Raw genomic sequence first — 11,301 nt, 5'->3', positions numbered from 1 at the left:
AAGCAGATGAATTGGAACGGTGCGCCGTTCGAATGGGGTATGGGGCTGAGGATCGCAAGAAGGCAGTCGAATCCTTCCAGGCCGACCATCAGCGACACACCGAGCTGGTGCATCGGACCTTCCAGTCGCTTGTTGTGGAACCGAAGACTTCAGTGGTCTTCAAGGCCACGCTGAAAATGGTAGGCGTAAAATCGTAGCAGTGAGTAAGAGTAAAACACCCAGGGCTCGACAGTCTCGCACTGAGCCATTTGCGAAAACTTAACTTCGGCGATCTCAGTCGGACAAGCTTATTAGACCTGCCCTGAAACACTCGAATGATCTCCTTTTGAGTTCCCTGATGGTCGTTCTTGATAGTTCTCCATCAAAACTATTATTCATCTCTCGTTCCAGTCTTCAACTCACCGACGAGCTGCTGGTTGAGTAAATGTCACGGCCGAAGGCTTCAGCGTGAACAGAACGGTGTCAATCCTTATGTGGTATGGCCGCAAATGAGAGACTTGCAGGCAACTGGTGCGGAGGGCACGGCGACAGGGTATCTCGTGGGTTACAAACGAGGCGCTGCGGGACTGTATCGAATTAGATTCTGAATCCGCTTAGATACACCAGGGATTCTCCTCTCTTCGCTGGCAGTTTAGTAGTGTGGTTGGTACCTGCCAAGTCACCAATTTCCCACAGAATACAGTCATTGCAAACCAGAGCGATAGCCAGGAGTAACCATTTCGATCGGTATGGCTCTTGCTCGTTGAGTCTCGCCTGTATTGCGGTGCACTGAAGAGGTGTGCACGATGTCCGCTGTGCCATGTGTTCAGAATGAGATTTTCTCAAGATAATAGAGAGGGCGGTTTCGTCACCATCACCAAGTTGATGCAAGGGACTTATCGCTATGTTGTGCATAACTACAGCCGGCGTAATGATTCCAATATTTCCAATATTACAGAGTCGCCTGGGCGAGTAGAACTCGCGCAAAATGGAAACATCACCGTCTTTGCCCCACCAGTGGGTGAAGGGATTAGGGTCTGGTGGCATGTGTTTGACATCGTGGTGGACGCGCAATGCACTGTGTCGGTAACGCCGGTGAATGCATGGCTTGATCAAGCGCCAAGCCCATTGCCTGGAGGAACCCCGACAGTTTGTAATGTGAATTAGAGCCGTACTCAGTGGGAGAGGCTCGCCCAAATTGGGTGAGTCTCTCCCGTACGCGGTTTGGCCGCCTGGAGTTACACAAGCTTTCCAGCAACTCCGGTCCCTCTTGAACAATTGATTCACTAGACCCGTCACTGGTTTTCCTTTGCGCTTAGCCAGGCGCTCGAGTCGCTTGTGCATGGGGCCATCGACATAAATGGGGAAGTTCAACTCAGCTCCCTTTCGGAAGAATTTGCCTCGGACTGCACTTTAAAAATCATATTCTCGCTTTACCTGCCGATCGGATGGTTCTGGTGAAGTCTGCGAACAGTGGCAGGCGCTAATTGTCCTGATCGATTCTGCGTAGCATGTCGTCATAGACCGTTTTTCTGTACCGGACGGCATGAATCAACACGTCATCTTTCTCCAACTTGTACACCACTCGGTAATCTCCAACGCGAAGTTTCCAATAGCCTTTGAGGGTTTTCCGAAGAGGCACTCCGTATTAGTGAGGTTGAAGAGTCAGACGAGCTTCGATAGCCTCAGCAATCCGACGGCGAAGGTTACGCGGGATGTTTGGGATATCTTCCTCACCGACAGCGGGGTGGTAGTGGAGGGAGAACGGCACTCATCGCCTCGGACGTTTCGACGTACCCCACACCTCCGCATGGGTCTTTACGGTCTTTCGATCCAACGTTGCCATCCGCCGCTCGGCAATATCAGTCAGCACTCGATCTTCTTCAATGTCCAGCGCATCCTTCACGAGGTCGCGGACTTTCAATGATAATGAGATGCCGTCGCGTTTTGCCCATCGACGGAGGCTTTGATAGAGCGGTTCGTCCAGTACGACATTTACCCGGGGATTAATCGCCGGCATGAACCCTCCTGCGTTTGAACTTGCGGTGGAGGCATTTCTTGGAGAGAGTAGGGAGGGGCCAGAAACACGAAGGGCCCGGTGGTTTCCCACCGAGCCCTTCAGAGCTGTCAGCTATCAGCTAATTAGTACATCCCCTCCATGCCGTGGCTGTGGCCATGTCCACCGCCGGCGGCTGGTTCCTTCTTCTCTTCAGGGAGTTCTGTGATCATAACCTCGGTCGTGAGCATCAACCCTGCCACGCTGGCCGCGTTCTGCAATGCGCAGCGCGACACCTTGGTCGGGTCGATGATACCGGCCTTGATCATGTCGACATATTCGTCCGAGGCGGCGTTGTAGCCGTTGTTGGCGGTCTTGTCTTCCCGAACCTTGCCGACAATGACCGAGGCTTCCGCGCCGGCATTCGTCGCGATCTGTCGGATCGGCTCTTCGAGTGAACGCCGGACAATATCGAGTCCGACCTTCTGCTCCGCCGGGATGTCCTTGATGGCATCGATGGCCTTGATGCAACGAAGATAGGCGACGCCGCCCCCAGGGACGATGCCTTCTTCCACCGCTGCTTTGGTGGCGTGCAGGGCGTCTTCGACGCGGGCCTTCTTTTCCTTCATCTCGGTCTCGGTCGCGGCGCCCACATTGATGACGGCCACGCCACCCACGATCTTCGCCAGCCGCTCTTGCAGCTTCTCACGATCATAGTCGGACGTGGTCTCGTCGATCTGGGCCTTGATCTGCTTCACGCGGCCTTCGATCTTCTTGGAATCGCCGTAGCCTTCTACGATCGTGGTGTTGTCTTTGTCGATCGTGACACGCTTGGCGCGCCCAAGGTCGGTCAGCTTGACGTTCTCAAGCTTGATCCCGATATCTTCCGAGATCACCTGGCCGCCGGTGAGGATCGCAATGTCCTCCAGCATGGCCTTACGACGATCACCGAAACCCGGTGCTTTCACCGCAGCGACGTTCAAGGTGCCGCGCAGCTTGTTCACCACGAGGGTGGCCAACGCTTCACCTTCGACTTCTTCCGCGAGGATGACGAGGGGCTTGCCCATCTTGGCGACCTGCTCGAGCAGCGGGAGGAGATCCTTCATGCTGCTGATTTTCTTTTCGTTGATCAGGATGAGCGGCTCTTCCACGGAACATTCCATCCGCTCTGCATTCGTGACGAAGTACGGAGAAATATAGCCGCGATCGAACTGCATGCCCTCGACCACGTCCAACGAGGTCGTCATGGACTTGGCTTCTTCCACGGTGATGACGCCGTCCTTGCCGACCTTCTCCATGGCTTCCGCGATCAAGTCGCCGATGGTCTTGTCATTGTTGGCCGAGATGGTGCCCACTTGGGAGATCTCGGTCTTATTCTGACAAGGCTTGCTGAGCTTCTTGAGTTCGGCGGTGACGGCTTCGACGGCCTTGTCGATACCCCGCTTGATTTCCATTGGATTGGCACCGGCGGTGATGTTCTTGGCGCCTTCCCGGAAGATGGCTTGAGCCAACACGGTGGCGGTGGTGGTCCCGTCGCCGGCCGTATCACTGGTCTTGCTGGCCACTTCACGGACCAGCTGCGCGCCCATATTTTCGTACGGGTTCTTCAGCTCGACTTCCTTCGCCACGGTGACGCCGTCCTTGGTGATCGTGGGGGCGCCGAACTTCTTATCGAGAATCGCATTCCGCCCCTTCGGGCCGAGGGTTGCCTTCACGGCGTCTGCGAGCTGGTTCACCCCTTTCAGGATGGAGGCGCGCGCTGTATCGCCGTACAAAAGTTGCTTTGCCATTATCGTTCCTCCGTTTTAGTCAAAAGTTGCGAAAGTTTGTACAGATTAAAAGTCAGAAAGTGCATCTCGTCGCTTTCAGACTTGCCGACTTTTCCATTGATGCTATGTCGTGAAGATCCCAAGGATGTCCTCTTCCTTGAGAATCAAGCACTCTTCATCCTCAATGCGAAGCTTGCTGCCCGAATACTTGTCGAACAGGACGTGATCACCGACCTTGACGTTTTCCACCTTCTTGCCGACCGCTTGCACGACTCCCCGTTGTGGCTTTTCTTTTGCTGAATCCGGCACATAAATGCCGCCGGCGGTCCGTTCCAATTCTTCGGTATAGGTCACAAACACTCGTTCACCCAGGGGTTGAAACCCCTTGGCCACATTCTTTTTCTCCTTCTCAGCGGTACCCATAGCAGAACCTCCTCCTGATGAAAGTTAATTCGTTAGGTGTTGACGGTTTGGGAATTGAGCGGAACTCGCTTGTGATCCCAAGAAGCCGTGTGGCTGAGAGTGGAGATAGCCCTTGGTTGGCACAAGTCAAGAGGGGGAGGCGAGGATTTTTATCGCCCGGACGTTCTTTTCCCTCCCGATGATCGGGCATCATAACGTATTGTGATACCAATACTCTATGTCTATTTGGGCAGGACGAGGCTAGGGTAGAATGGCCGGGGCCTCATGTTCGGAGGCTATCGAAATCTTTTATGTCTTTTTTCATGTAGTCGCGGAGGCGTTTGATGATGCGCGCCTCTAGTTGACGGGTTCGTTCCTTGGTAATGCCGTACTTTTCCCCTAAGTCATCCAAAGTGAGGGGCTGGTCGGACAAAATACGATTTCTTAGGATATCCTCGTCCCGCTCATCCAAGGTTTTAATAAACTCGGCTAGTTTTGACTGGAAGAGCATCCGAAGTTGGTGGTTCGCGAGCTGTTCATCTGCGGGTTCCTGGTGTGAGGGGAGGATGTCCAGCAGCGTCCCCTCTTGATCTTCTCCGATCGGCTGGTCGAGCGAGAGTTCCCAATTGCCGAGGCGTTGGTCCATCTCGATCACGTCACGCTCACGCACATTCAAGCGGTCGGCGAGTAATTTCGTATCGGGTGAGAACCCTTCCCGTTCGAGCTTCGCCTTTTCTTTCTTGAGGTTGTAGAACAGCTTCCGCTGGTCCTGCGTCGTACCGACCTTCACCAGTCGAAAGGTATGCAAGAGATACCGGAGAATGTAGGCCCGGGACCACCAGGCGGCATAGGCATAGAAACGAACGTTCTTGGAGGGGTCGAATTTTTTGATGGCCTGCATCAGGCCGACGTTGCCTTCTTGTATCAGGTCCATGTGGTCGGCGCCGGTATGGAGATACTCGGCTGCGATCGACACGGATACGCGCAAGTTGGCCATGATGAGTCTGACCGCCGCCTCTCGACTGCCATGGGTGCGGTATTCCTGGACGAGCTGCAGCTCTTCTTCTTTCGACAGATAGGGGTGACGGCGGACTTCGGCCAGGTATTGTTGCAGCGCGGTAACCGGTACCACGGAGGTGCTGTCGGCAGGCTGGGAGCCGCCGGAGGCAGGGATGTCCAGCACCAGTGATGCGGCGTCGGCCTCGATCTCCTTGTCATCTGGCGGCTCAAGGATTTCCGGCTCCAGGGCTTCGCCCGACTCGTTCTGTACCCGGTCCTGGTCACTCATCGCGAGCGTGACTATAGCAGAAATGAGCCGTCTGAAGGGTGTCTTACGAAAGGGCCTGAGGTCTCTTGCGCTCATCAAAGGGGCTCCCCTATAGTGCCTGGCTGAATAGGGAGGTACAGGGTGTCCGAGGTCTGGAGGATTGTGAAAAGCGGTCATTGGCCGTCGCTGGTAGGAGCCTGGGTTCACCTCACGGTCAGTTTTATGGTCTGGTTGCTGGTCGCGGCAATGAGCCTCCCGCTCGCCGCCGCCTTGCAGTTGACGGATGCCCAGGTCGCCTGGCTGGTATCCTTGCCCCTTCTCGGTGGAGCCGTGTTACGGATGGTCGCCGGATGGAGTGCGGATTGGTTGGGGGCACGCCATACGGCGGTTGTGATTCTCGCGGTGGAGTTACTGGTGTTGTTGTGGGGATGGGGCGGGGTGACCGGCTATGGGCAGGCACTGGTTTTTTCACTTGGTCTCGGTGTGGCTGGGGCGAGTTTCGCCGTGGCGCTTCCGATCGCCAGCCGTGCCTATCCTCCTCCGGCTCAGGGACTCATCCTGGGTATTGCTGCCTCAGGGAATGTCGGTACAGTATTGATTCTCTTCTTGGCGCCGCGTTGGGCGGCTGTGATGGACTGGCATCAGGTCTGTGGGATCATGGCCGCTGTTGTTGCGGCGACCCTGGTCGGCTTTGAGTTGCTGGTCCCACGAACGCCACCGGTTTTTGATGTCTGCGTGGGGGCCTGGTGGCATCATGTCGTGGAGCTGATTCAGCAGCGATCGGCCTATTGGCTCTGCTTCCTCTATGCGGTCACCTTTGGTGGCTTTGTGGGGCTCTGCAGCGTGATCCCACTCTTACTGCATGATGTGTATGGTGTCGAGGCGATTCCGGCTGGGATTGTAGCGGCCCTCTGTGGATTGATCGGCAGTGTGATCCGTCCGGTCGGCGGGTATGTGGCGGATCGGCACGGGGGATTGCGGGCGCTCTATTATGTGTTGCCGGCTGTTGCGGGGGCGGTCGTTGCCGTCGTGAGTCCGTCACACAGCATGGGTGTCGTGATGATGGTGGTCGCGACGGCGGCGATGGGGTTCGGCAACGGCGTGGTCTTTCAGCTTGTCGCCGAATGGTTTCCCCAGGATATCGGATTGGCTTCGGGTGTAGTCGGTGCGGCAGGTGCCGTCGGTGGATTTGTGCTCCCGATTCTGATCGTCACGATGAAGGGGCTCTCCGGGAGCTACGAGCTAGGGTGTTGGCTCTTTGCCGGGCTTGCGGTTTGTGCCTGGGGGACCGTGATGGTGGCGTTACGTCCGAACGGATCGTCCCCGGTGAATCTTCCTTCCTGAAAACCCCTGTCATTCAAGCAGCCGGCAAAAAAATCATGTTCAAGGTTCGGTCTGAAGTGCTAGATTGGGTACCTTATGCCTAGCCCGTTCAATCACATTGAAGACGCGATTCGGGATATCAAGAAGGGGAAATTTATCATCCTCGTTGACGATGAAGATCGTGAAAATGAGGGGGATCTCGTCATCGCTGCAGAAAAGGTCACTCCGCAGGCGATCAACTTTATGGCAAAGCATGCCCGTGGCCTGATTTGTTTAGCCTTGACTCCTGAACGGGTGGAAGAATTGCAGTTGCCCCAGCAAGCTGCGGAGAATACCGCCATGTTCGGGACGGCGTTTACGGTCTCGATCGATGCGCGGAAAGACATTACGACCGGTATTTCCGCTGCCGATCGAGCCACGACTATTCATGTGGCGATCGACTCAAAATGTAAGCCGAGCGATCTCGCTCGCCCTGGACACGTGTTCCCGCTCAAGGCGCAAACAGGGGGTGTGCTTCGGCGTGCCGGACAAACCGAAGGATCGGTAGATCTGGCACGGTTGGCCGGGCTCAAGCCTGCCGGAGTGATTTGTGAGATTATGAATGCCGACGGGACCATGGCTCGGGTACCGGAGCTGGCGAAATTTGCGAAGGCTCATAAACTGAAGATGGTGACGGTGAAGGCCTTGATCGAATACCGGATGCGGAGGGAAACCTTCGTCAAACGGGCAGCGAGCGCAAGGCTGCCGACTACGTTTGGTGAGTTCGAGGCGGTTGCGTTTGAGAATCAAATCGACGGCGTGACCCATATTGCGTTGGTGAAGGGACGACTTGAGGGCGGGATGCCGACGCTGGTTCGCGTCCATTCCGGATGCCTGACCGCCGATGCGCTCGGGTCACTGCGGTGCGATTGTCGTGACCAGCTCCACTCCGCAATGGACATCATCCAGAAGGAAGGCCGAGGAGTCCTGTTGTATTTGAATCAGGAAGGCCGAGGCATTGGGTTGCTCAACAAGGTCAAGGCCTATGGACTTCAAGATCGAGGCAGTGACACGGTTGAAGCTAATTTGCAGCTCGGCTTCAAGCCTGATCTCCGTGACTACGGTGTCGGCGCACAAATCTTGGCGAATCTTGGTCTGCACCAGATTCGGTTGATTACAAATAATCCGAGAAAGATCGTTGGGATTGAAGGCTATGGTCTCAAGGTTGTGGAGCGGGTTCCCATTGAGATTGCCCCCCGTGCGGCCAATGTGCGGTATTTGAAGACCAAGAAAGCGAAGCTGGGGCATCTCCTTAAGAAGGTCTGAGCGGGTCTACCAGGCCGGCATGATTCCGAATAAGCCGGTGGATGGAGTCTTGAAATTCATGGCGAAGAAACCAGCACGTACGGCAGTGGGACTTCGGTTCGGCATTGTCGCGGCACGGTTTAATCAGCGGATCACCAGCAAGTTGCTGCGTGCCTGTACCGACACCCTGGCGCACTGCGGTGTGGCTGCAAATGACGTTCAGATCGTGCGTGTGCCGGGGGCGTTTGAACTCCCCCTGGTTGCTCGTACGATGGCGCGGGCGAATCGCTTTGATGCGGTGATTTGTTTGGGTGCCGTGATTCGCGGTGATACGCCCCATTTCGACTACATCTGCTCGGAAGTGAGTCGTGGAATCGGTCAGGCTGCTTTAGAGACTGGGGTGCCGATTATTTTTGGCGTGCTGACCACTGAGACTGTGGCGCAGGCAGAGGAACGTGCGGACGAGAGGAAATTCAACCGTGGCGGTGCGGCGGCACAATCTGCGATCGAGATGGTGAAGGTCATGCGGATGCTTCGGGGAGGTGTTCGCGAGTTGGAAAGTGGAAAATCGGCAAGTCAACATCGTTGGGCAGGAGGACGAATAAAACGGTGACACATCTCGCGTGTCACTCTGTAAACGTGCCAACTTTTTACCGTGATGACTTGTTAGCGTTCTGACTATGGGCACCCGGCACCAAGCCCGCGAGCGGGCCTTGCAGATTCTTTTTCAGCACGACATTCATGGAAAGGGCGAGCTTCGTCTGGATGAGTTTTGGCGCGAGTACTCCGTTTCTGATGAGTCACGGGCCTTTGCGGAGCGGCTGGTTCGGGGGGTGCTGGAACATCGAAAGGAGCTCGATGCCACCATCGCGAAGTATGCGACGAACTGGACTGTGAATCGCATGCCCGTCGTCGATCGCAATATCTTGCGGGCCGGGCTCTATGAGTTGCTGTGGGTCGACGAGGTCCCTGCGAAGGTTACGATGGATGAATCGATTGAGTTGGCTAAGAGTTTCGGGGATGATGACGCCTCCAAGTTTGTGAATGCCGTGCTGGACAAGGCATTGGCGACCGAGTCACGATTGGCCGCGAAGCGGGCGGAACCGAATCGGCCGATGTGGAGGAGAACGGACGGTGATTGAACGGTATACACGTCCCCAAATGAAGGCTATTTGGGACTTGAAGCACAAATATGAGATCTGGCTGGAAGTCGAGCTCCAGGCCTGTGCGGCGTTTGAACAGGCCAAGCTGGCTCCTCGTGGGACCACAGCTCGAATCCGAAAGAGGGCCAAAATCGACGTCGACCGGATCGCTGAGATTGAGAGAGTCACGAAACATGATGTGATCGCCTTTCTGGAATCACTTGTGGACACGGTGGGGCCAGATCACCGGTTTCTTCATATGGGGCTGACCTCGTCGGATATCGTCGATACGTCACTGGCCATGCAAATGACCGAGGCACTTGACGTGATTCTAGGCGGAGTCGAACGGCTGCTGGTTGTCTTGCAACGGCAGTCCTTCCGCTATAAGGATCTGGTGATGGTGGGGCGGTCTCACGGCATTCACGGGGAGCCGATCTCTTTTGGGTTGAAACTTGCCCTCTGGTACGAGGAAGTCGGCCGCCATCACGCACGGTTGCGATCGGTGAGAAACGAGATCGCGGTCGGCAAGTTGTCCGGGGCCATGGGGACCTTTGCGCACCAGGGGCCCGAGATTGAAGAGTATGTCTGTGCCAAGCTCGGCTTGAAGGCTGATCCTGTGTCCAATCAGGTGGTCCAACGAGATCGCCATGCGTCCTATGCGACGGCGCTCGCCCTGCTTGCGGCCAGTATCGAGAAATTTGCCACGGAGATTCGTCACCTTCAGCGTACGGAAGTGCTCGAGGCCGAGGAGTATTTCTCCGAAGGCCAAAAGGGCTCCTCGGCGATGCCCCATAAACGGAACCCGATTGTCTCGGAGAATTTGTGCGGGCTGGCCCGACTCGTGCGGGCGAACAGTCTGGCCGCTATGGAAAACGTCGCGCTGTGGCATGAACGGGACATCAGCCATTCGTCGGTGGAACGGGTGATCATGCCGGACAGTACGATTCTGGTCGATTACATGCTGGCCAAGGTCACCGATCTCATCGAGCATCTGGTCGTCTATCCGGATCGCATGCGGCGGAACCTCGAACTGACCGGGGGCCTGGTCTATTCACAGCGATTGCTGTTGGCACTCATCGATAAGGGGGCGCAACGAAAAGAGTCATATGAAGCGGTTCAGCGGAATGCGATGGCGTCCTGGCGGGGGGGCGGCGCACTGCAAGACTTGGCTGAAAAGGATCCCTTTATCTCACAACATCTGAAGGGGCGCGAGATTGCCGCCTGTTTCAACCCGCAATACTATCTGCGCCATCTCGACCAAATCTATCGACGGGTATTCGGACGAACAAGCGTGTCGTCCGGCGTCAAGAAAAGGAGGGCGAGGTCATGATGCTCCTGTTCGTCCGGACGGCGATGTGTTGCGTCCTTTTCTTAGGGCTCTGGTTTGCTCCTGCCTCTGCGGGGGTGGATCGGGAGAAACTCCTGACCGATGCCGGAGTCTATGGAAGTTTTGCCGTCTTTGCACTTGATGACCAGTGGGGAAAACTCGATTCCTCGATCCGCATCGCTCGTCTGGCAACGCTTAAAGGGGTAGTCGAACAACATCGTGAGCATGTGGCGATCGATCTGTACGTGCTTCGCGGCCTTTCCGATCATGCCGATCTGTTGTTCCGTATTCATGCGATGGAATTGCGTGACATTCAAGCGTTTCTGCTCGACTTGAAGAGTAGTCAATTCGGGCGACATCTCAAAACAGCCGGAATCATGCATGGGCTGACGAAGAAACCAACGTATGTTCCTGGATTTTCTGAGCAGATGAAGGCGGACCTCATGGCTCCGAGCGAGCCGGGTCAGAAGCCTTATGCGATCGTCATCCCGGTCAAGAAATCGGCCGAATGGTGGGGACTGGATCGTGAGAAGCAGGTTAGCATGATGCAAGAACATACCGTCGCCGCACTTCCATACGTGAAGACGGTCAAACGGAAACTGTATCACTCGACAGGCTTGGATGACCTGGACTTCATTACCTATTTTGAAACCTCGAAACTAGAAGACTTTCATCATTTGGTATTGTCGCTTGAGAAGGTGAAAGAGTTCCAGTATGTTCGTCGACTTGGTCATCCGACGATCTTAGGGGTGCTGCAATCGGTCGACGAGGTGATGGAGTCGTTGGTTCAGTGAGCTGAAGGTTGAGGTCCG

General features: G+C 55.7%; 12 protein-coding genes and 1 pseudogene. 8 read left to right on the top strand and 5 right to left on the bottom strand.

What is annotated here, in order from left to right; translation table 11 throughout:
* Nucleotides 1–197, top strand: a 197-nt coding sequence (locus ACYX34_RS19290; protein WP_462078205.1) for a [protein-PII] uridylyltransferase family protein, incomplete at its 5' end; no start/stop codon positions are given.
* A 613-nt stretch (nucleotides 198–810) separates the two neighbouring features.
* Nucleotides 811–1,146 carry a hypothetical protein gene (locus tag ACYX34_RS19285; protein WP_462078204.1) on the top strand — a complete coding sequence of 112 codons (336 nt, stop codon included), beginning with the start codon at nucleotides 811–813 and terminating at the stop codon, nucleotides 1,144–1,146.
* 316 nt (nucleotides 1,147–1,462) lie between these two features.
* Here the strand turns inward: ACYX34_RS19285 and ACYX34_RS19280 are convergent, their stop codons facing one another.
* From ACYX34_RS19280 to ACYX34_RS19260, 5 genes are all read right to left on the bottom strand, one after another.
* Nucleotides 1,463–1,621, bottom strand: a complete 159-nt coding sequence (locus tag ACYX34_RS19280; protein WP_462078203.1) for a type II toxin-antitoxin system RelE family toxin — start codon at nucleotides 1,619–1,621, stop codon at nucleotides 1,463–1,465.
* A gap of 129 nt (nucleotides 1,622–1,750) precedes the next feature.
* A complete protein-coding gene (locus ACYX34_RS19275) occupies nucleotides 1,751–1,999 on the bottom strand; it encodes an antitoxin, RHH family protein (RefSeq protein ID WP_462078202.1) in 249 nt (82 codons plus the stop codon).
* Nucleotides 2,000–2,121: 122 nt separating this feature from the next.
* The gene (gene groL, locus ACYX34_RS19270) at nucleotides 2,122–3,765 is read right to left on the bottom strand and encodes a chaperonin GroEL (RefSeq protein ID WP_462078201.1); all 1,644 of its coding nucleotides are present in this window, start codon (nucleotides 3,763–3,765) and stop codon (nucleotides 2,122–2,124) included.
* Nucleotides 3,766–3,867: 102 nt separating this feature from the next.
* A complete protein-coding gene (locus ACYX34_RS19265; RefSeq protein ID WP_462078200.1) occupies nucleotides 3,868–4,167 on the bottom strand; it encodes a GroES family chaperonin in 300 nt (99 codons plus the stop codon).
* A 262-nt stretch (nucleotides 4,168–4,429) separates the two neighbouring features.
* Nucleotides 4,430–5,434 carry a sigma-70 family RNA polymerase sigma factor gene (locus tag ACYX34_RS19260; RefSeq protein ID WP_462078199.1) on the bottom strand — a complete coding sequence of 335 codons (1,005 nt, stop codon included), beginning with the start codon at nucleotides 5,432–5,434 and terminating at the stop codon, nucleotides 4,430–4,432.
* Nucleotides 5,435–5,554: 120 nt separating this feature from the next.
* On the opposite strand from ACYX34_RS19260, the gene ACYX34_RS19255 reads away from it, so the two are divergent.
* The 6 genes and pseudogenes from ACYX34_RS19255 (at nucleotide 5,555) to ACYX34_RS19230 (ending at nucleotide 11,283) form a co-directional block, all read left to right on the top strand.
* Nucleotides 5,555–6,757: an MFS transporter gene (locus ACYX34_RS19255; protein WP_462078198.1), complete on the top strand. Its 1,203-nt coding sequence runs from the start codon at nucleotides 5,555–5,557 to the stop codon at nucleotides 6,755–6,757.
* A 75-nt stretch (nucleotides 6,758–6,832) separates the two neighbouring features.
* A complete protein-coding gene (locus ACYX34_RS19250; RefSeq protein WP_462078197.1) occupies nucleotides 6,833–8,041 on the top strand; it encodes a bifunctional 3,4-dihydroxy-2-butanone-4-phosphate synthase/GTP cyclohydrolase II in 1,209 nt (402 codons plus the stop codon).
* Nucleotides 8,042–8,099: 58 nt separating this feature from the next.
* Nucleotides 8,100–8,555 (top strand): annotated as a pseudogene (gene ribH / locus ACYX34_RS19245) (6,7-dimethyl-8-ribityllumazine synthase); the annotation flags it as partial.
* 145 nt (nucleotides 8,556–8,700) lie between these two features.
* Nucleotides 8,701–9,162 (top strand): transcription antitermination factor NusB, encoded by a 462-nt coding sequence (gene nusB / locus ACYX34_RS19240; RefSeq protein WP_462078196.1) that lies wholly within the window; start codon nucleotides 8,701–8,703, stop codon nucleotides 9,160–9,162.
* Nucleotides 9,155–10,492, top strand: coding sequence for an adenylosuccinate lyase (purB, locus tag ACYX34_RS19235; protein ID WP_462078195.1), 1,338 nt, complete (start codon nucleotides 9,155–9,157; stop codon nucleotides 10,490–10,492). The genes nusB and purB overlap by 8 nt, the downstream gene beginning before the upstream one ends.
* Entirely contained in the window at nucleotides 10,489–11,283 is a 795-nt protein-coding gene (locus tag ACYX34_RS19230; RefSeq protein ID WP_462078194.1) for a chlorite dismutase family protein, read from the top strand. Before purB ends, ACYX34_RS19230 begins: the two co-directional genes overlap by 4 nt.
* Nucleotides 11,284–11,301 lie beyond the last annotated feature (18 nt).

Source organism: Nitrospira sp. CMX1 (assembly GCF_054902215.1).
This window is presented reverse-complemented; position numbering and strand designations above follow the sequence as displayed.